The sequence below is a fragment of the Mesorhizobium sp. P171375 genome, from assembly GCF_057786075.1.
Window position 1 is genome coordinate 5,023,569 of record NZ_JBYNWF010000001.1, and the last position, 20,158, is coordinate 5,043,726.

18 protein-coding genes and 1 pseudogene are annotated in these 20,158 nt (G+C 63.9%); 10 read left to right on the forward strand and 9 right to left on the reverse strand.

The window, feature by feature from the left end; translation table 11 throughout:
- Complete coding sequence (locus ACYHH6_RS24525; protein ID WP_352588726.1) at positions 1-3,138, forward strand: efflux RND transporter permease subunit; 3,138 nt, start codon at positions 1-3, stop codon at positions 3,136-3,138.
- A gap of 10 nt (positions 3,139-3,148) precedes the next feature.
- On the forward strand, positions 3,149-4,645 hold the full coding sequence (locus ACYHH6_RS24530; protein ID WP_352588723.1) for an efflux transporter outer membrane subunit: 1,497 nt from the start codon (positions 3,149-3,151) through the stop codon (positions 4,643-4,645).
- 29 nt (positions 4,646-4,674) lie between these two features.
- Here the strand turns inward: ACYHH6_RS24530 and ACYHH6_RS24535 are convergent, their stop codons facing one another.
- From ACYHH6_RS24535 to ACYHH6_RS24550, 4 genes are all read right to left on the reverse strand, one after another.
- Positions 4,675-4,950: a DUF6074 family protein gene (locus ACYHH6_RS24535; RefSeq protein ID WP_352588720.1), complete on the reverse strand. Its 276-nt coding sequence runs from the start codon at positions 4,948-4,950 to the stop codon at positions 4,675-4,677.
- Between the two features lie 144 nt (positions 4,951-5,094).
- Complete coding sequence (locus tag ACYHH6_RS24540; protein ID WP_352588717.1) at positions 5,095-5,394, reverse strand: DUF982 domain-containing protein; 300 nt, start codon at positions 5,392-5,394, stop codon at positions 5,095-5,097.
- Between the two features lie 123 nt (positions 5,395-5,517).
- Positions 5,518-5,754: a hypothetical protein gene (locus ACYHH6_RS24545; RefSeq protein ID WP_352588714.1), complete on the reverse strand. Its 237-nt coding sequence runs from the start codon at positions 5,752-5,754 to the stop codon at positions 5,518-5,520.
- A gap of 117 nt (positions 5,755-5,871) precedes the next feature.
- Positions 5,872-6,264 carry a hypothetical protein gene (locus tag ACYHH6_RS24550; RefSeq protein ID WP_352588710.1) on the reverse strand — a complete coding sequence of 131 codons (393 nt, stop codon included), beginning with the start codon at positions 6,262-6,264 and terminating at the stop codon, positions 5,872-5,874.
- 232 nt (positions 6,265-6,496) lie between these two features.
- Between ACYHH6_RS24550 and map the strand changes: the two genes are divergently transcribed.
- A complete protein-coding gene (gene map / locus ACYHH6_RS24555; protein WP_352588707.1) occupies positions 6,497-7,324 on the forward strand; it encodes a type I methionyl aminopeptidase in 828 nt (275 codons plus the stop codon).
- A 54-nt stretch (positions 7,325-7,378) separates the two neighbouring features.
- On the opposite strand, the gene ACYHH6_RS24560 is transcribed toward map, so the two are convergent.
- Positions 7,379-8,278: an SDR family oxidoreductase gene (locus tag ACYHH6_RS24560; RefSeq protein ID WP_352588703.1), complete on the reverse strand. Its 900-nt coding sequence runs from the start codon at positions 8,276-8,278 to the stop codon at positions 7,379-7,381.
- A gap of 49 nt (positions 8,279-8,327) precedes the next feature.
- Complete coding sequence (locus ACYHH6_RS24565) at positions 8,328-9,077, reverse strand: SDR family oxidoreductase (RefSeq protein ID WP_352588700.1); 750 nt, start codon at positions 9,075-9,077, stop codon at positions 8,328-8,330.
- A gap of 107 nt (positions 9,078-9,184) precedes the next feature.
- On the opposite strand from ACYHH6_RS24565, the gene ACYHH6_RS24570 reads away from it, so the two are divergent.
- From ACYHH6_RS24570 to ACYHH6_RS24590, 5 genes are all read left to right on the forward strand, one after another.
- On the forward strand, positions 9,185-10,087 hold the full coding sequence (locus ACYHH6_RS24570) for a LysR family transcriptional regulator (protein ID WP_352588697.1): 903 nt from the start codon (positions 9,185-9,187) through the stop codon (positions 10,085-10,087).
- A 152-nt stretch (positions 10,088-10,239) separates the two neighbouring features.
- Complete coding sequence (gene radC / locus ACYHH6_RS24575; RefSeq protein ID WP_352588694.1) at positions 10,240-11,007, forward strand: RadC family protein; 768 nt, start codon at positions 10,240-10,242, stop codon at positions 11,005-11,007.
- Between the two features lie 163 nt (positions 11,008-11,170).
- The gene (locus tag ACYHH6_RS24580) at positions 11,171-12,199 is read left to right on the forward strand and encodes an ABC transporter substrate-binding protein (RefSeq protein ID WP_352588691.1); all 1,029 of its coding nucleotides are present in this window, start codon (positions 11,171-11,173) and stop codon (positions 12,197-12,199) included.
- A gap of 3 nt (positions 12,200-12,202) precedes the next feature.
- The gene (locus ACYHH6_RS24585) at positions 12,203-14,491 is read left to right on the forward strand and encodes an ABC transporter permease (protein WP_352588688.1); all 2,289 of its coding nucleotides are present in this window, start codon (positions 12,203-12,205) and stop codon (positions 14,489-14,491) included.
- The gene (locus ACYHH6_RS24590; protein WP_352588685.1) at positions 14,491-15,567 is read left to right on the forward strand and encodes an ABC transporter ATP-binding protein; all 1,077 of its coding nucleotides are present in this window, start codon (positions 14,491-14,493) and stop codon (positions 15,565-15,567) included. Before ACYHH6_RS24585 ends, ACYHH6_RS24590 begins: the two co-directional genes overlap by 1 nt.
- Here ACYHH6_RS24590 and ACYHH6_RS24595 read toward each other — a convergent pair.
- The 3 genes from ACYHH6_RS24595 to ACYHH6_RS24605 all read right to left on the reverse strand — a co-directional run bounded on the left by ACYHH6_RS24595 (position 15,557) and on the right by ACYHH6_RS24605 (position 18,442).
- On the reverse strand, positions 15,557-16,351 hold the full coding sequence (locus ACYHH6_RS24595) for an inositol monophosphatase family protein (RefSeq protein ID WP_352588682.1): 795 nt from the start codon (positions 16,349-16,351) through the stop codon (positions 15,557-15,559). The two genes, ACYHH6_RS24590 and ACYHH6_RS24595, sit on opposite strands and share 11 nt — an antisense overlap.
- 185 nt (positions 16,352-16,536) lie before the next feature.
- Positions 16,537-17,316: an alpha/beta hydrolase gene (locus tag ACYHH6_RS24600; RefSeq protein WP_352588936.1), complete on the reverse strand. Its 780-nt coding sequence runs from the start codon at positions 17,314-17,316 to the stop codon at positions 16,537-16,539.
- A 193-nt stretch (positions 17,317-17,509) separates the two neighbouring features.
- On the reverse strand, positions 17,510-18,442 hold the full coding sequence (locus tag ACYHH6_RS24605; RefSeq protein WP_352588680.1) for a LysR family transcriptional regulator: 933 nt from the start codon (positions 18,440-18,442) through the stop codon (positions 17,510-17,512).
- Positions 18,443-18,598: 156 nt separating this feature from the next.
- Here ACYHH6_RS24605 and ACYHH6_RS24610 point away from each other — a divergent pair, with 156 nt between their 5' ends.
- Both ACYHH6_RS24610 and ACYHH6_RS24615 read left to right on the forward strand, forming a co-directional pair.
- Positions 18,599-19,240: a glutathione S-transferase family protein gene (locus ACYHH6_RS24610; RefSeq protein WP_352588677.1), complete on the forward strand. Its 642-nt coding sequence runs from the start codon at positions 18,599-18,601 to the stop codon at positions 19,238-19,240.
- Positions 19,241-19,296: 56 nt separating this feature from the next.
- Positions 19,297-20,139: pseudogene (locus ACYHH6_RS24615) on the forward strand (DMT family transporter); the annotation flags it as partial.
- Positions 20,140-20,158 lie beyond the last annotated feature (19 nt).

Consider the following 20,158-nt stretch of genomic DNA (forward strand, 5'->3'; position numbering starts at 1 on the left):
ATGTCCGCATTCTTCATCAACCGGCCGATATTCGCCTGGGTGATCGCCATCGTGATCATGCTGGGCGGCCTGCTCGCCCTCACCACGCTGCCGATCTCGCAGTACCCGCAGATCGCGCCGACCACGGTCAACATCAGCGCCACCTATCCCGGCGCTGATGCCCAGACAGTGGAAAACTCGGTGACCAAGGTCATCGAGCAAGGCATGACCGGCATCGACAATCTCGACTATATGACGGCGACGTCGACCTCGACCGGTGCGGCCTCGATCACGCTGACCTTCACCACCGCGGCCGATCCCGATACCGCGCAGGTGCAGACGCAGAACAAGCTGCAGCTGGTTCAGTCGCAGCTGCCTCAAGTGGTGCAGAGCAACGGCATCACTGTCTCCAAATCCTCGACCGGCTTCCTGATGGTCATCGGCTTCGTCTCCAGCGACGGCAAGATGAACTCGACCGATCTCGCCGACTATGTCGACTCCACCATCAACGACACGCTGAAGCGTGTCGCGGGTGTCGGCTCGACGCAGCTTTTCGGGTCCGGCTATGCCATGCGCATCTGGCTCGACCCCGACCAGCTCGCCAAATACGCCCTGATGCCAAGCGACGTGGCCGCCGCGATCGAGGCGCAGAACACGCAGGTGTCGGCCGGCCAGCTCGGCGGCCTGCCGCAACGCAAGGGCCAGCAGCTCAATGCAACGGTAACCGCCAAGAGCCGGCTGCAGACCGCCGAACAGTTCCGCAACATCATCCTGAAGAGCCAGACCGACGGCTCGCTGGTCCGCCTCAACGATGTCGCCACCGTCGCGCTCGGCGCCGAAAGCTATACGACGCAAGCCAATTACAACGGCAAGCCGGCAGCCGGCGTCGCCATCAATCTGGCGACCGGGGCCAACGCCATCAGCACGGCGGAAGCGGTGCGTTCGACGATCAACCGGCTGAGTTCGACCTTCCCGCAAGGCGTCGAGGTCGTCTACCCCTACGACACCTCGCCCTTCGTCCGGCTGTCCATCGAGGAGGTGGTGAAGACGCTGTTCGAGGCGATCGTGCTGGTCTTCCTGGTGATGTTCGTCTTCTTGCAGAATTTGCGCGCCACCATCATCCCGACCATCGCCGTGCCGGTGGTGCTGCTCGGCACATTCGGCGTGCTGTCCTTCTTCGGCTATTCGATCAACACCCTGACCATGTTCGCCATGGTGCTGGCCATCGGCCTGCTCGTCGACGACGCTATCGTCGTGGTCGAGAATGTTGAGCGCGTCATGCAGGAGGAAGACCTGTCGCCGAAAGAGGCGACGCGCAAATCGATGAACGAGATCACCGGCGCGCTGGTCGGCATCGCCACGGTGCTCTCGGCGGTGTTCGTGCCGATGGCTTTCTTCGGCGGGTCGACCGGTATCATCTACCGGCAGTTCTCGGTGACCATCGTCTCGGCGATGATCCTGTCCGTACTGGTCGCACTTGTGCTGACGCCGGCGCTCTGCGCCACCATCCTGCGGCGGCCCAAGGACCATGCGACACAGACCGGTCCGTTCGGCTGGTTCAACCGCGTCTTCGACCGCGGCACGACGGCCTATCGTGACGGCTCGCACGGCATCATCAACCGCTCCTGGCGTTTCCTCGCCGTCTTCCTCGCCATCGTCATCGCCATGGGCTGGATGTTTGCCCGGCTGCCGAGCTCCTTCCTGCCGGAAGAGGACCAGGGCATCCTGATCACAAGCGTGTCGCTGCCGGTCGGCGCGACGCAGGACCGCACTGAGCGCGTTCTGAAGCAAGTCACGGACCACTATCTCAACGATGAAAAGGATGCCATCGCAGGGGTGTTCACCGCCTCCGGCTTCGGCTTCGGCGGCGCCGGGCAGAATGTCGGCATTGCTTTCGTGCCGTTGAAGGAGTTCAGCCAGCGCAAATCGCCGGCCTTGGCGGCGCAAGCGGTCGCCGGCCGCGCCATGGGCGCCTTCCGCAAGATCAGGGACGCCCAGGTCTTCGCGCTCGCCCCGCCCGCCATCCAGGGCTTTGGCAACACCAACGGCTTCGATTTTTACCTGCAGGACGTCAATGGCGCCGGCCATGACGCGCTGATCCAGACCCGCAACCAACTGCTGGGTCTTGCCGCGCAGAGCAAGGTGCTCACCGCCACAAGGCCCAACGGCCAGGAAGACCAGCCGCAATTCTCGGTCGACATCGACCAGGAGAAAGCCAGCGCGCTCGGCGTCAACCTTGCCGACATCAACAACACGCTGTCGGCGGCCTGGGGCAGCGACTACGTCAACGACTTCATCGATCGCGGACGGGTGAAGCCGGTCTACCTGCAGTCGGACCCGAACTTCCGCATGCAGCCGGAGGATCTGGACAAATGGCAGGTCCGCAATTCCGCCGGCACCATGGTGCCGTTCTCCTCCTTCGCCTCAAGCCACTGGACATTCGGCTCGCCGCGGCTTGAACGCTACAATGGTTCGGCCGCGGTCGAGATCCAGGGCGCTGCGGCCGCCGGCATCAGCTCGGGCGCGGCGATGGACGAGATCGACCGGCTGGTGGCGCAGCTGCCGCCCGGCTACTCCCATGAATGGACCGGGCTGTCGCACCAGGAACGGCTTTCCGGCAACCAGGCGCTGTCGCTTTATGCGATCTCGGCCCTGGTCGTGTTCCTCTGCCTGGCAGCGCTTTATGAGAGCTGGTCGATCCCGTTCGCGGTCATGCTATCGGTGCCGATCGGCATCTTCGGCGCGCTGCTTGCGGCAAGCCTGTTCGGCCAGACCAACGACGTCTATTTCAAGGTCGGCCTGCTGACCACGATTGGCCTTGCCGCCAAGAACGCCATCCTGATCGTCGAGTTCGCCATCGAGCGGCAGACGGCCGGCATGGGTCTGGTCGAGGCGACGCTGGAGGCGGCGCGACAACGATTGCGACCGATCCTGATGACGTCGCTGGCCTTCATTCTCGGCGTCACGCCGCTTGCGATCGCCAACGGCGCCGGCTCCGGCGCGCAGAACTCCGTCGGCATCGGCGTCATGGGCGGCATGATCGCGGCGACGGTGATCGGCGTGTTCCTGGTGCCGCTGCTGTTCGTCACGGTGCGGCGCATCTTCAAGGGCGGGGCGGCTAAACAGGGCGAAGCGACAGCAGCAGCCAACCAGCAATAAGGGTTTTCGTATGACAGGTTTTGAACGTGGCTCGCGGGCCGCGAGGCGGACGCTTGCGCCTATACTTACCGCCGCCGTGCTCTCCGGCTGTGTCGTCGGGCCGGACTATCAGAAGCCGTTCCTGGCGATGCCGGCAGCATGGAGCAACCAGAAGTCGTCCAAACCGGCCAGGCCGCAACTGTCGCAATGGTGGCAGCGCCTGCGCGATCCGCAGTTGAACAGCCTTGTCGAGGAAGCGGTTGCCGGTAATCTCGATGTCGCCACCGCCAAGGCCAAGATCCGCCAGGCACGCGCCAGCTACCGCCAGAGCGCCGGGACCTTGTTTCCCACGGTCGACGGCAGTGGCTCCGCCACCCGCAGCAAGACCGCCGCGACCACGGAAGGCGGAAGCGCCGGCGATGCCTACAGCTATTACCAGGCCGGCTTCGACGCCAGTTGGGAGCTCGACCTGTTCGGCGCCAACCGCAGGGGCGTCGAGGTCGCCCGCTATGGGGTGGACGCTTCCGAGCAGGAGCTGCGTTCGACCCTGCTGACCCTGGTTGGCGACGTCGCATCCTATTATGCCCAGGCACGCGGCTACCAGGCGCGCATCCAGCTCGCACGGCGCACGACTGCCTCGCAACAGCAGACCGCGGCGCTGACCCGCACCATGCTTTTGGCCGGCACGGGGACGGCCGCCGACGTCGCCAAAGCCCAGGGACAGGCAAGCGCCACGGCGGCCGATGTCCCCTCGCTCGAGGCCAGTTACGCCCAAGCCGTACACCGACTTTCCGTTCTAACCGGCCGCCCGCCGGCGGCGCTGAACGAGCGGTTGAAGCGCGGCGCGCCGATCCCGGCTCCGCGCCTGCCGCTGCCGACCGGCATTCCGGCCGACATTTTGCTGACCCGGCCGGACGTGCGCATGGCCGAGCGGCAGTACGCCCAGTACACTGCCAAGGTCGGCCAGGCCGAGGCGGCCCGCTATCCCTCGGTCAGCCTCACCGGCAACATCGACACCTCGGCCTTCAAACTCGGCGACCTCGGCAAGAATTCCACCATCGGCTGGTCGTTCGGGCCGACGCTCAGCGTGCCGATCTTCAACGCCGGGCAGTTGAAGGCTGCGGTCGACGTCGCCAGGGCCGAGCGCGACCAGTATTTCATTGCCTACAAGGCGTCCGTGCTGACGGCGCTGGAAGATGTCGAAAACGCCATCGTTGCGCTGCGCCAGGAGCGCATCCGCAACGGCAAGCTTGCCGCTTCCGTAAAATCCTATGGCGAGGCCGCCAATCTCGAGCGCACGCTGTTCAAGTCCGGCGAAAGTAGCCTTCTCGACGTGCTCGATGCCGAGCGTTCGCTCTATTCGGCCGAGGACAGTCTGCTGCTAAGCCGCATCGCCATTGCCACCGACTATGTCGCGCTCAACAAGGCGCTCGGCGGCGGCTGGGATGGCATGATCGACAGTACAAAACCTGAAATTATCGACGCCAAGACCGGGCCACGGCTGGCATCAGCGCCTGTGAGCCAGTGATGTCGGGCGGCGGGCTTGTTTGCGCAGGTTTAGAAGCGGGTGCGCGTCTGGCGCTGCCCCGGTGCGGCATCGTCCGCCTTAAAATGCATCTCGTCCTGGACGGCGGCAAAAAACCGGCGGACATCGTTGGCGGCGGAAGCCGCGTCGCTGCCGGCCGCAATCGCCTTGTCGAGGAGTTCGCGCGCGGTGGCCTTCCAGAAGGAGGTGGCCGTGTCGCCATGTAGCCTGCCCAGCCTGGCCGCCACCTCGCGTACCAGCATGGTCTGCCGGTCTAGCGGAAAGGCGCGCACATTTGCTGAGGACATATTCTGCACCATGACACTGACGCAACGAATCAGACGCTGCTCTATGCGTCATGCCTAGCTCTGAAGTCGGAAACGGAACCTTAACGCTGCGGAGTCCGCGTCGATCTGAGCGAGTCGGTTGGCATGCCTCCAGATCAAAGGGCTCTAGAACCGCAGGCCCCTCGCCTCGCCGCCGCTTCGCTTGGCCGTAATCATCATGTCCCTGGCCAGCAGGCCACTCACCCGGCAGAACGCCATGAAGGCGCGGCAGGCGTCCTCGGTCTTGACCACATCCACCGTGGCACCAAAGCAGGCATTGAACGCCGCTTCATAGACCTTGCCCTGTCGCTTCTTTGGCCACTCATGCAGGACATCCAGCGCCTGTTCGACGCTGTAGATCTCCTCTACCGGCAGCCCGGGCGCGGGCGCGATACGCACCGGCACTTCGAATTGCAATCTGTCCATTTCCAAGTCTCCCGAACTGGCGTCGACCACAGCAACGCCGTTCGTTCCGAAAAGTTGCTTCGACCGCCTTTCGCCCAAAAATGTGTCGTCAGTGCGGTCTCGGCATTCGGGGAGCGCTTGGCCCTATTGGTTCGCCGGATCGGTCTCGGCCTCATAGGCCATACGCACGGCGATGAAGAGCACATAGGCCGAGGGCAAAGCGAAGATCGCGGCAAGCACCAGTGCGGCCGTTCCCGCCATGCCGAGCGTCTCGGCGATCGCCCAGTAGAGCGTGCCGATGCAGATGAGCGCCTGCACCGAAAGGAACAAGGCGGCCGAGACCGCGCGGGTGAGCGTTTTGACTGTTTTTATGCGTTGCATGGAAGACTCCGAAAAACGGCGCGTCACGCGAATCCATGGTCGGCCTGCGGCCGCCGCGGAATCGCGACGCGAAAACAATGGGATGATTGAAAGATGCGGCTTTAAGCCGCGCTCAGCCTAAACGGATGGCGGCGCCCGTGGCTGGTTGGCATGGACGCGCGGCGCCGAGATAAACGCCGATGGCGCCGCTGCCGGGACCGGCCAAGCCTGGTCCAGCAGGAACAAGCCGGTAGCAGGCGCGATCGCCGCTGCATTGCCGCTGACGGCCTTGGCCGGCACCGGCCGGCCGGCGCGGATTTCGAGCCCTTGCGCCTTGGCTGTGACGCGCAGCAGCGCCACGGCATCGCCCTGGCGCGCAGTACTGATGCTCGGTCCGCCCAAATTTGCGGTCGCCGATGCCGTTGCTTCCACCTGGAACAGGCTGAGCAGCGACAGCAGCAGCAACGCCATCAGGCCCGAGCAGGTTGCCCTGATCGGCGTCATGACTGATTTTGCGCGCTTGACCGCCATTGGAAGGCAAGATCTCCTGATATCTCCACCGACCTAGCCGACCGAGCCCCAAAAGAAAAGCTTCGGTCGCCCGAGCAGAACAAGGAACAACACCGCCGAAAGGCATGAATATCGCCGGCGCAAGCCCCTCGCCGGCAGTTCTTCCTTGAACCTTGCGGCTTCCAATGCCAAATCTGGAGAGATTTTCGAACGGGCTGATATGCATCGCCCGCTTACAGGCAAAACGGACACTATGGTCACTTATCTCGACGCCGCCACGGCACCCCTCAGGAACACCGGCCAGATCCGCCTCTACGGCGAGGAAGGCTTTGCCGGCATGCGCAAGGCCTGCGACCTCACCGCGCGCTGCCTCGACGAGCTGGTGCCGATGGTCCAGCCGGGCGTCACCACCGAGACCATCGACCGTTTCGTTTTCGAGTACGGCATGGACCATGGCGCGCTGCCGGCGACGCTGAACTATCGCGGTTACACCAAATCGTCGTGCACCTCGATCAATCATGTCGTCTGCCACGGCATTCCCGACAACAAGCCCTTGAAGGATGGCGACATCGTCAACATCGACGTCACCTACATCCTTGACGGCTGGCACGGTGATTCCTCGCGCATGTATCCGGTCGGCACCATCAAGCGCGCTGCCGAGCGCCTGCTTGAAGTCACCCATGAATGCCTGATGCGCGGCATCGCGGCGGTCCGGTCCGGCGCCCGCACCGGCGCCATCGGCGCCGCCATCCAGACCTATGCCGAGGCCGAGCGCTGCTCGGTGGTGCGCGACTTCTGCGGCCACGGCGTCGGCCAACTGTTTCACGACGCGCCCAACATCCTGCACTACGGCACCTCAAGCGAAGGCGTCGAGATGCGGCCGGGCATGATCTTCACCATCGAGCCGATGATCAATCTTGGCCGCCCGCATGTGAAAGTGCTGTCGGACGGTTGGACGGCGGTGACCCGCGACCGCTCGCTGTCGGCGCAGTACGAACACACGATCGGCGTCACTGACACCGGCTGCGAGATCTTTACCCTGTCGCCGAACAAACTCGACCGCCCCGGCCTGCCGGCCTGAGCGGTCGATATTTGTCGGGCCGGTTGACGACCCGCTAACACACACCCCGTTGCCTCAGCCGACAACAGCCGGGTGCAGCAGGTCTTCGAGGCCGATGTTGCGGTAGATTTCCCGGCGCATGCGGTCGGCAACGCAGTTGACGATCTCCGCACCATCCTGCGACGGGTCGACATGGACGCGGAACGGCCGCTTGCCGAACGGCATATCCACGATGCGAACGATCTCGCGCGCCACTTCCGACGGGTCGGCATCGGCGGGCTCGAGGCCGGCCAGCCCCTTCAACGCCCGATCGGCGATACCGGCATAGGGCCCGGCTTCATATTCGGCGGCCCGCGCCGCATCGGACGGCTTGCCGGAATGCGCAAAGTGATTGGTGCCCTTGGTGAAGGCGCCGGGAACCATGATGGTGGTTTCGATCCCCCATAGCGCGAGCTCGGTGGAGTAGGACACGGCCAGCGCATCCATCGCCGCCTTGGCCGCGAAATAGGGCGCCAGGAACGGCGGAGTGCCGCCGCGCGTCGAGGACGAGCCGACCCAGACCAGCAGGCCTTTGCCTTGTCCGCGCAGGTGCGGAAGTGCAGCGCGGTTGACCCGCTGAGCCCCCAGAACATTGACGTCGTATTGCTGGATGAACTGGTCGGGGGTAAAGGCCTCGGCCGGGCCGAACACCATGTGACCGGCATTGTGGACGATGACATCGAGCCCTGCATCGGCGATGATGTGGGCGATGCCAGCCTCGGCCGAGGCGTCCGATTGCACATCGAGTTCGGCGGTGCGCAGATCGGCCTTGTGCTCGGCGGCCCAGGCGGCGACGGCAGCGACCTGGGGTGCATTGCGCCCGGTCGTCTCGCGCACGGTGGCGTAGACGGTGTGGCCGGCTTCGGCCAGCGACTTGGCGGTCATCAGGCCGAAACCCGAGGACGCGCCGGTGACGAGGATGACGAATTTGGACATGACGATGGTTCCTTGATTGAGGTTTTGAGGGATTGAAGCGGTTGCGGGATCAGATGATCCCGCCATTGGCGCGCAGGGTCTGACCGTTGATCCAGGCGCCGTCCGGGCCGGCCAGGAAGGCGACGGCGTCGGCGATATCCTTGGGCTGACCGAGGCGTTCGAGAGGCGCCAATTTGGCCAGGCGATCGACGAGATCCTGCGGCTTGCCGTCGAGGAAAAGCTTGGTTGCCGTCGGCCCCGGGGCGATGGCGTTGACAGTGATGTTGCGGCCGCGCAATTCCTTGGCCAGCACGCTGGTCATCGCTTCCACGGCAGCCTTTGTGGCGGCATAGACGCCATAGGTCGGCTGCAGCAGGCCGACGACGCTGGACGAAAAATTCACGATCCGGCCGCCGTCGCGCAGGCGCTTTGCCGCCTCCCGCAACGTGTTGAAGGTGCCCTTGAGATTGACGGCGATCGTGCGGTCGAACAGCGCATCGTCGCTGTCGGCGATGGTGGCGAGGTTCATGATGCCGGCGTTGTTGATCAGCACGTCGATGCCGCCGAAAGCGGTTTCGACCGTGTCGAACATACGCGTCACCGCGGCAGCGTCCGAAATGTCGGCCTTCGCCGCCACCGCCTTGCCGCCGGCCGCTTCGATCCTGGCGACGACCGCCTCTGCAGCAGCCGCATTGCCGGCATAGTTCACGACGACGGTGAAGCCGTCCTTGGCGAGGCGCGCGGCGACGGCAGCACCTATGCCGCCCGAGGCGCCGGTGACGAGGGCGATCTTGCCGGCCTGGTTGATCTGGTTGGTCATGGTCTGTCTCCTTGTTGAGTGCCGTTGATCGGCTGCCAACAAGATGCGCCTTCCCGCCTAGCGGATAATCAGGCATAATCCGACATCATCATTCGAGATTTCGAACAATGGATCGCTTCGACGCCATGCGCGTCTTCATCCGTATCGTCGAACGGCGCAGCTTCACCAAGGCCGCCGACGACCTGGGCCTGCCCCGCTCATCCGTCACCGATGCGGTCAAGAGTTTGGAGGCACGGCTGGGCGTGCGGCTTTTGCAGCGCACGACCCGTCAGGTCAGCCCGACACTGGACGGCGAAGCCTATTATCAGCGCTGCGTCAGCCTGGTCGCCGACCTGGAAGACGCCGAGGGCGCCTTTGTCGGCGCCAAGCCATCAGGCCTGGTCCGCGTCGACATGCACGGCACCCAGGCGCGGTATTTCCTGCTGCCGGGCCTGCCCCGCTTCCGCGAGCTGTATCCGGACATCCGGCTGCACATCAGCGAGATGCACCAGCCTCTGGATATGATCCGTGAGGGGTTCGACTGCCTGCTGCGCGCCGGCGAACTGTCCGACAGTCCGCTGATCAAGCGACGCCTGGCGACGCTGGAAAGGGGCACCTTCGCCAGCCCCGACTACCTCAGCCGCTTCGGCACGCCGCAGACGCCCGACGATCTTGCGGGACACGAAATGGTCGGGCTGATGTCGCCCGAGGCAGCCGAGATCATTCCGCTCGTCTTCAGCGTCGACGGCAAGCCCCGCCGGATCACCTTGCCTGCCAATGTGACTGTGACCGGCCCCGAGACCAATGTCGCTTCCGCATGCCTTGGTCTTGGGCTGATCCAGGTGCCACGCTACCGGGTCGTCTCGGAGCTGGCCAGCGGCGCGCTGGTCGAGGTGCTCACAGGCTTTCCGCCGTCGCCCTTGCCGGTTCACGTTCTTTATTCACCCACGCGTCAACTATCGCCGCGCCTGCGCGTATTCATCGACTGGATGGCACAGCAGTTTCGCAATCGAACCGCGCCGGCCGAATGAAGCGCCGGACCACAGCAGCTGCCTGATCCTCTGAGGCCTCAGCTTGGCCAGGCGCAGGCCGTTCACCCCCGGCCTTACGCTCGTCGCCGAAAAGCACTCGACCGCTGCCAGCCTGTCGCTCTAGTCTCATGCGGAAGCCTTCGGGGGGATGGATGGGGAAGAGTGGCGACGACGAAAGAGGGTTCTTCTCCGAGCGGTGGATTGAACCGCCGGCGAAGGACAAGGCGCCAAAAGACAAACCGACGGAGAAGCCGCATTATCACGGCCATCGTGATCGCTTGCGCGAGCGCTTCGTTGCGGGCGGCGCGGACGCCCTGCCCGACTACGAGCTTCTCGAGCTGCTGCTGTTTCGCCTGATCCCGCGCGTCGACACCAAGCCGATCGCCAAGGCGCTTTTGGCGCGCTTCGGTACATTCGGCGAAGTGCTTGGCGCACCGGTGGCACTGCTGAAGGAGGTGAAGGGCATCGGCCCCGCAGTGGCCGTCGACCTGAAGGTGATTGCCGCTGCCGCGCAGCGCATGGCACGCACCGAAGTCCGCGACCGCGAGGTGCTGTCCAATTGGACGCAGCTTCTTGCCTATTGCCGCTCGGCCATGGCGTTCGAGAACCGCGAACAGTTCCGCATCCTCTTCCTCGACAAGAAGAACGTTCTGATCGCCGACGAGGTGCAGCAGGTCGGCACCGTCGACCACACGCCGGTCTATCCGCGCGAAGTGATCAAGCGCGCGCTGGAACTGTCGGCCAGCGCCGTCATCCTGGTGCACAACCACCCCTCAGGCGACCCGACGCCGTCGCGCGCCGACATCGAGATGACCAAGCAGATTATCGACAGCGCCAAGCCGCTCGGCATCGCCGTCCACGATCACATCATCATCGGCAAGAAGGGCAATGCCTCGATGAAGGGCCTGCTGCTGATCTAAGCCAGGCAAGCCGCAGTCCACTTGCTTTCTGCGGGTCGCGGCACCGCAGAAAGATCAAATTCGGCTGTATTTCGAAGCAAAAACTTGCCAGCCACCTTCCAACTTGAATTTTCCGCCTATCTGGGTTTCATAAGTCGGCAAATAACCTAGGGAGGAATTCAACATGATAAAAAGGGCGATTCTCGGCGCCGGTATCCTTGCCGCCGGCATGTGGGGCGCGTTGTCATCGGCGTCCGCCGAAAGCCTGACCATGTATTGCGGCGTCGACGAGGTCTGGTGTCAGCAGACGGCGCGGGCCTTCGAGGAAAAGACCGGCATCACCGTCGACATGACCCGCAAGAGCGCTGGCGAAATCTATGCCCAGCTGCGCGCCGAGGCGGCCAATCCCAAGGGCGACATCTGGTGGGGCGGCACCGGTGATCCACACCTGCAGGCGGCCGAGGAAGGTCTGACCGAGGAGTACAAATCGCCCCTGCTCGACCAGTTGCAGCCCTGGGCGATCAAGCAGGCTGAAACATCCGGCCACCGCACGGTCGGCATCTACTCCGGCGCGCTGGGCTTCGGCTACAACAAGGATCTGCTCGCCAAGAACAATCTGCCCGAGCCGAAATGCTGGGCCGATCTGACCAAGCCGGAGTACAAGGGGCATATCCAGGTCGCCAACCCGAATTCCTCAGGTACAGCTTACAACATGCTGGCGACCATCGTTCAGCTGTTCGGCGAGGACAAGGGTTTCGAGTACCTGAAAGCCCTGCACAAGAACGTCAACCAATACACCAAGTCGGGCTCGGCACCGATCAAGGCCGCCGGGCTTGGCGAGACCACGATCGGCATCGTCTTCATCCACGACGCCGTGTCGCAGGTCGTCGCCGGATTCCCGATCGTTCCGGTCACTCCTTGCGAGGGAACCGGCTACGAGATTGGCTCGGAATCGATCATCAAGGGCGCCCGCAACATGGAGGCCGCGAAAAAATTCTACGACTGGGCGCTCGAGGCCGATGTCCAGTCCACGGCGCAGGATGCGGGGTCGTTCCAAGTTCCGTCGAACAAGGCGGCAAAAACCTCCGACAAGGCGCCTGACCTCGCTGCCATCAAGCTGATCGACTACGACTTCAAGAAGTATGGATCGAGCGAAGAGCGCAAGCGCCTGCTGAAAAAATGGGACGAAGAGGTCGCGTCGCTGCCCCAATAGCAGATGCGCTTTCGCCAAACCCGCGGGCCGCTCGAACCGATCGTCGTCCTCTGGATGGCGATCGGCTGGGTGGGGTTTGCCCTGCTGCCCTGGTACGGCATCGAAGACGGGTTCTTCGGTTTTTCCTGGCTGTTCGACGGCTACCCGTTCGATAGCAAATTCGCTCCAGCGCTGGTTCTGGCCCTCAAGGGCGAAAAACTGTGGCTGGCGCCGCTCGGCTTCCTGCTGGCGGCGCCGCTGCTGCTGTGGGGTCGCAACAAATCCGATCCGTTTTTCGGTCGGCTGCTGGTCATTGTCGGCGCTGCCGGTTTTGGCTGGCTTTTGTTCCAGGGCTTTGCCATCGGGTTGCACGGCTGGCAGTTCAGCTGGCTAACCAGCCTGTTCGGCGATCTTGGCGACCGCCAGTTCGGCATGGGCTACGGCGCCCTGCTGGTCAGTGGCGCCTTTCTGTTTCTGCTCACCCTTGGCATTGCCGCGCGCGGTGCCGTCGGTGGCGACGTATTCGTCGTCAGCTCGATCGGCTTCGTGGTCGCGGTGGTTTCCATCTTCATATTCATGCCGATCCTGATGATGCTGGCCAACGCCATGCAGACCGACGACGGTGGCTATTCGCTTGTCGCGTTCCTGGCCAAGCTGTTCAGTTCGCGCTTGTGGAGCCTGGACTGTCTCGCCGGCGGCAGCCGGTGCGGCGTTGCCTGGAACTCGCTGCTGCTCGCCGTGCTCGTCGGCCTGCTGACCATGTTTCTAGGGTTGGTGTTCGCGCTTGTCGTGACACGCACCGGTTTCCGCTATGGCAAGCTGCTGCGTGCGCTGACTGTGTTGCCGATCATCACCCCGGCCTTCGTCATCGGCCTTGCCATCATCCTGTTGTTCGGGCTGTCGGGCGCGGTGACCCAGAGCGTGGCCGGCGTCTTCGGCATCCAGCCGACGCGCTGGGTCTATGGCCTTCCCGGCCTGCTTATCGCCCAGGTTCTCGCTTTCACCCCGATCGCCTTCCTGGTTCTGATCGGCGTTGTCGAAGGCGTCAGCCCATCCATGGAAGAGGCCTCGCAGACGCTCCGCGCCAGCCGCTGGCAGACCTTCTGGACCGTGTCCCTGCCGCTGATGCGGCCAGGCCTCGCCAACGCCTTCCTGCTCGGCTTCATCGAAAGCATGGCCGATTTTGGCAATCCGCTGGTGCTGAGCGGCAACTACGACGTCCTGTCGACGGAAATCTTCTTCGCCATTGTCGGCGCGCAGAACGATGCCGCACTTGCTGCGATCCTGGCGCTGGTGCTGCTGGGCTTCACGCTTGGCGCCTTCTATGCGCAGCGTTTCTGGATCGGCAGGCGTTCCTATACCACCGTCACCGGTAAGGGCGACGCCGGCGTCCATCCGCGCCTGCCGGACGGGCTGACACGTGCGCTCTATGTCATCGCCGGCCTGTGGACGGCGTTCACCGTGCTGGTCTACGCGGTTATCTTCTACGGCAGCTTTGTCAGGCTGTGGGGGGTCGATCAGAGCCTGACACTGCAGCACTACAAGAAAGCGTTCGCCGTCAGCTGGAATGAATTCGGCATCCATTGGTCGGGGTCGGCGTGGAGTTCGTTCTGGACGACGATGGAGATCGCGCTGATATCGGCGCCGCTGACCGCCGGCATCGGGCTTCTGACCGCCTATCTCCTCGTCCGCCAGAATTTCCGCGGCAAGAATGCCTTCGAATTCGCCACCATGCTGTCTTTCGCGATTCCGGGAACCGTCATCGGCGTTAGCTACATCATAGCCTTCAACGTGCCGCCGATCGAACTGACCGGCACCGGCATCATCCTCGTGCTGTCGTTCATCTTCCGCAACATGCCGGTCGGCGTGCGCGCCGGTGTCGCCTCGATGTCGCAGATCGACCGCAGCCTGGATGAATCCTCGCTGACGCTTGGCGCCAACTCCTGGCAGACCTTCAGACGCGTCATCCTGCCCTTGCTGAGATCGGCAATGCTGGCGGCGCTTGTCTATTCCTTCGTGCGCGCCATGACCGCGATCAGCGCCGTCATCTTCCTGGTCAGCGCGCGTTACGATCTTTCGACCAGCTACATCGTCGGCCGTGTCGAGAACAATGAATACGGCATTGCCATCGCCTATTCGACGGTTCTGATCGTCGTCATGCTGGTGGTTATCGGCCTGATGCAACTGGTCGTCGGCAGCCGCAATATCGGCCGGCGCGGCATCCAGAAGGGCGACGGCGGCTGGAGCGTGCGCACCAATGTCAGCCTGCCGGGAACGGCAAGTGGCCCGACAACAATAGCAGGAGCCGGGTGATGGCCGAAATTCGCGGCAACGCTGCCTCGGTGACCTTCGAAAATGTCACCAAGACTTATCCAGGCGCCAACACGCCGGCGGTCGACGACATTTCGCTTGCGATCGAGGCCGGCAAGCTTGTGACGCTTCTGGGACCTTCGGGCTGCGGCAAGACGACGACGCTGCGCATAATCGCCGGCCTGGAGATGCCGTCCAGCGGCCGTATCCTCATCGGCGGCAACGACGTAACGCGCTTGCCGGCCACCGACCGCGACGTGTCAATGGTGTTCCAGTCCTATGCACTGTTCCCGCATATGACGGTGATGGAAAATGTCTCCTACGGCCTGCGCTTCTCCGGCCACGACAAGAAGGAGGCCGCGTCCCGCGCCCGCGCCGGGCTGGAGCTAGTCGGCCTGACCGGTTTCGGGGCGCGCCTGCCCAGCGAACTGTCGGGTGGTCAGCAGCAACGCGTGGCGGTCGCGCGGGCGCTGGTGCTCGAACCGCAGGTGTTGCTGTTCGACGAGCCGCTCTCCAACCTCGACGCCAAGCTGCGCCGGCATGTGCGCGAGGAGATCAGGGAGATCCAGACCAAACTCGGGCTGACCGTGGTTTATGTCACGCACGACCAGGAAGAGGCGCTTGCGGTTTCGGACCGCATCATCGTCATGAACAAGGCGGTGGTCGCGCAGGACGGTACGCCGCGCGAACTATACGACGCGCCAGCCAACGCGTTCGTTGCCGACTTCATCGGTGAGGCCAACATCCTGGATTGCGAGGTGGTCGCGGTGCAAAGGGACGAAGCTACCGTCCGGCTAGGCACGCTTGCCTTGAAACTGCCGGCGCGTGGCCACCAGGCCGGCCCTGCGCAGCTGGCCGTCCGTCCAAGCCGCATCGAGATCGGTCCTGCCGGCGCGCCGCAGACGATCGCAGGCACGCTCGCAAAGGTCACCTATGCCGGCAGCCATCTCGAACTGGTCGTTGCCACGGCGCTTGGCGACGTGTTCGTGCTGTCGCGAAACGTCGATGCACCGTTTCAGGCCGGCGACGCCGTCGGAATCGGCTTTCCGGAGCGCGGACCGGTCCTGATCAAAGCTTGAAGGGTTCGACGCAGAGGTCGCGAATCTGGGCGAACACACCGTTGCCGGCACTGATAACCAGCGTGCCTTTTTCCAAAACGGTTCTCGGGTCCGGCTTGACGATTGTGCCGCCGGCTTCTTCCACCAAAAGCATGCCGGCCAGGCAATCCCAAGCGTTCATGTGCTCCTCGACATAGCCCAGCAACCTGCCGGCAGCGACATAGGCGAGCATGAGCGCACCCGAAGCGTTGCGGAAAAACACGCCGCCTTCGGCAGTCAGCGAGCGGATGAGCGTAACGATATTTTGCATCTCGGCGCGATTGGAGAAGCCGGTGCCGACCGAACCTTCGGTCAGGCTGGTGGCGGCACTTGCCCTGATCGGCTTGCCGTTGAGAAACGCGCCACCGCCCTTGCGGCAATGGAAGGTCTCGCCGGTCGAGGGCTCGTGGATGACGCCGACGACGGTATCGCCGTCCTTGGCGCAGGCGATGACCACGCACCAGGCGGGAATGCCGCGCACGAAATTCGCAGTGCCGTCGATCGGATCGATTACCCAGACATGCCCGGTCGACCCGGTGACCGAGGCATGTTCCTCGCCGACGATGCCGTCGCCCGGGTAGGCAGCTTTCATCGCCGCGCGGATGAACAGCTCGACCTCGCGGTCGGCCTGCGAAACCATATCCTGATGGCCCTTGCTCTCGATGGTGAGATTGTCGAGATCGCGAAAATACTTCAGGCCGAGCTCGCCGGCGCGCTGCGCGAGATCGATGGCGAAATGTTCACGCGCTTTGTTATCGGATGTCATGAGGTTCCTGGCACGGCGAATGCGGTCTGAAGCTAGAGATGGGTTAGGCCGAGGAGCTTAGCGTTCAAGGCGAGGATGTAAATGACACGGTGCCTGTTTGTCGGGCCACGGGGTCATAAGACGCCTCGCCAGGCAGGTCACCCGGCGAGGCCGCCACCATGCCGCTCCAGATTCGGCCAATCGCGCTAGCTGAGCGATCCGGCCGCTTGCGAGATGAGCCCTGCGATCACGTCGGGGTGAGAGATCAGCGACAAATGGCTTGCCTTCACTTCGATGGTCTTTGCATTCATGCGCTTTGCCATGAAGCGTTCGAGATCCGGATTGATCGTGCGATCCTCGGTCGAGACCGCATACCAGCTTGGCTTCAAGCGCCAGGCCGCTTGCGTTGTCTTTCCAGTGAAAAGCCTGTCAGAGATCGGCCCCTGGACGGCGCAGAGGATGCGCGCCTTCTCGCTAGGAATGTCGCCGGCGAAATCCCGCAGGAAAGCCTCCTCGCTGAGCTTGCCATAGCCTTCGGACCAGACGAGCCCGGCGGAGGCGGGCGGCGCCGCAAAAGTCTTGGCGAGCGCCGTGTAATCTTCGCCCGCATCCGGCGCGCGCGCGGCGACATAGACGAGCGAGGAAACCTTTGGATCCATCCCTGCCTCGGTGACGATCATGCCGGCAAAAGAGTGTCCGACAAGGACCGTCGGTCCATCCTGGAGGGCGATCGCACGGCGCGTTGCTTCGACACCAGCCTCCAGCGTGGTCAGCGGATGCTGGACGACGGTTGCGCTGAGGCCGGCCTGTTGCAGCAGGCCAACCACCTCCGACCAGCACGAGCCATCCGCATAGGCGCCATGGACAAGGACGACATTGCGAACCTTGGGGGCCGTCTGCGCCCGCGTCGTGTGGGAGCCGGCCAATAGGCTCGTCGCCACCCCGGCGACGAGCGCGGTGGAGAAAGTACGGCGATTTATCATGATCGTGGATTCCTTGAGAGGTTGGCGGATCGCGCCCAGACTTCGGCTGGGACGCGCCGCAAATGCTTCGCCCGGCGCCTTCATCCAGTCTTCGGAGCCTGCCGAGCCTTCGTTACGGCCGTCACCGCTTCGTGATCGCGCGCCTTGGCTCTCGCCAAAGCTCTGGGGCTTTTTGCTGGGCCCGAACGCACGCGCTTCAGTTGGCGTCCACGTCACGCACGCCGCCGAGCCTGCCTTCCAGAAGATCGCGCCGCTGCTGCAATTCGCCGGAGACGAATTTGGTAAAGGCATGCACGCGCGCCGTGCGGCGCAGATCGTCATGCACCAGCACCCACAGCGCCGAGCCTATCTCCTCGATCAGCCCGCCGACCCGTACAAGCCCGGGCAGGCTGTCGCCGAGATAACAGGGCAGTGCGGCGATCCCCATGCCGGCGCCGGCGGCGTGGGACATCGTCACCAGGGAATCCGCGCGCATGGCTATCTCGGCATCCGGCAGTGACGACCGCATCCAGCGAGCAACACCTGTGTTGGCCAGGCTGTCATCGGGCGCGATCCAGCGCAGCGAACCGAATTTCGGCTCCGCTGGCAGCGTCTCGGCATAGGCGCGCGCCGCGTAGGCGGCGAAGGCGACGCCCGAGATGCGCCTGCCGACCAGGATTTCCAGCGGCTGCGACACCGGCCGGATCGCCACGTCGGCATCGCGATGCGTCAAATTGGCGATGGAGTTTTGCGTCATCGCCTCGACCCGTATGCCGGGATGGAGCTCACGAAACGCAGTCAGGATCGGCGGCAGCACCGACACCATCAGCGTGTCCGTGGTCGTGACCCGCAACGTGCCTTCGAACCTGAGATCCTGCCCCGACAGTTTGCGCGCCAGCTCATTGACCGTCTCAGCCATTGTGCGCGCCGCACCCAGCAGCTCTTCGCCGCCGGCGGTGAGCGCATAGCCCGTCGGCAGCCGATCGAAAAGACGGATGCCAAGCCGCGCCTCGAACGCATTGACGCGCCTCAGCACAGTGGTGTGGTTCACGCCCAGGATCCGCGCTGCCGCCGCCAGCGAAGCGCCCTCCGCGACGGCCAGCACCATACGCAAATCTTCCCAGTCGATTTGGTCGCGTGAGCTGTGCATTTCCGCAGATAGATAGAGGAGAGCGCTGCGATCTGCGAGCCGAAAGAAGTGTTTCCTGTGCGAAAACGCAGAGCGAATAGGCAAATCGGCAGATCGATCTGCGCCGGCGCGCACGCCATATGGAGCCGACGACGAAAGACAGTCGCGGAGACAGCCATGACGCCGATAGAACTTTACACCTACCAGACACCCAACGGGCACAAGGCTTCGATCATGCTGGAAGAGGTCGGCCTGCCCTATTCCGTCCGCCTGATCGATATCGAAAAGGGCGACCAGACCAGGCCCGATTTCCTGGCGCTCAACCCCAACAACAAGATTCCGGTGATCGTCGACCGGGATGCCGGCCGTACCGTCTTTGAATCCGGCGCGATCCTGCACTATCTGGCGCGCCGATCAGGCAAGCTTCAGCCGACCAGCGCGCAGGAAGCGGACGATACGTTGACCTGGACATTGTTCCAGGCCGCCCATGTCGGCCCGACGCTTGGGCAATTGTGGAACTACAAGGTCTTCGCGCCGGACAAGATGCCTTACGTGATCGGCCGTTTCGAGCGCGAGACCGGACGCGTCTTTCGTGTGTTGGAGAGCCGGCTAAATAACCATGAGAACCTCGTTGGTAAAAGCTACGGCATTGCCGATGTGATGACTTGGCCATGGATCCATGCGGGCGTCATCAAGCTCGGCCTCAGCCTCGATGACACACCAAACCTGGCGCGGTGGTATGCGGCCATCGGCCGGCGCCCGGCTGTCATCCGAGGCATTGCCGTTCCCGCCCTGCCCGAAGCGTCGGCCGCCGCTTAGCCGACTGGCCAGTCGGCGCCACAACGCTCACACGCCCCAAAAATTCAGGAAACAAAATGGAAATCCTCTTCATACCCCTGGCGCTTGTTGCCGGCAGTCTGCTCGCGGTGCAGGCCGGCGCCAACGCCCAACTGTCAAAGGCGGTCGGCTCGCCCTTTGCCGCGACGACGCTTCAGCTCGCCGTCGGCGCAATCGTGCTGCTGTCGGTCACGGCCCTTACAGGAACGGCGCCCGCGCTGCTGGCCGTTCGCAACGCCGAATGGTGGCACGCGATTGGCGGCATGGCTTCGGCCTTCTACGTCGTGTCAACCATTCTTCTGTTCCCTCGCCTCGGCGCCGTCGTATCGGTCGGCCTCTTCATCGCCGGGCAAATGCTTGCGTCCTTCGCCCTCGACACATTCGGCTGGCTCGGCATTCCGGAGGCCGGCCTGCGCGCCGGGCCTGCCTTTGGCATGCTTGTCGTGCTTGCAGGCGCGGCCCTCATCGTTCTCGGACAGAAGGGCGCGGCCGACAATGTCGCGCCGTCGAAACTGGGCTGGATCGGCCTGGCGCTGCTGGCCGGCGCCGTGCTGCCGGTGCAAGGCGCGGTGAACGCTTTGCTTCGGCACGATCTTGGCGGCGCGCCGTTTGCTGTCGGCACCATTTCGTTCCTAGTGGCGATGCTGGCCATGGCCGCGGTGCTTCTGGCCACGCTGGCCCTGAGCAAGGCGCCCCGCCCCCGCCTCGCAGGCCTGTCGTCGATGCCCTGGTGGGGTTGGCTCGGCGGGTTCGCCGGCGCCACCTATGTCACGACCGTGTTCACCGCCATCCCTGTCATTGGCGCAGCGGCTGCCGTCAGCCTGACGGTGGCCGGCCAGCAGGTCGCCAGCATTTTCGTCGACACGTTCGGCTGGTTCCGCCTGCCGCAGCGCTGGTGTC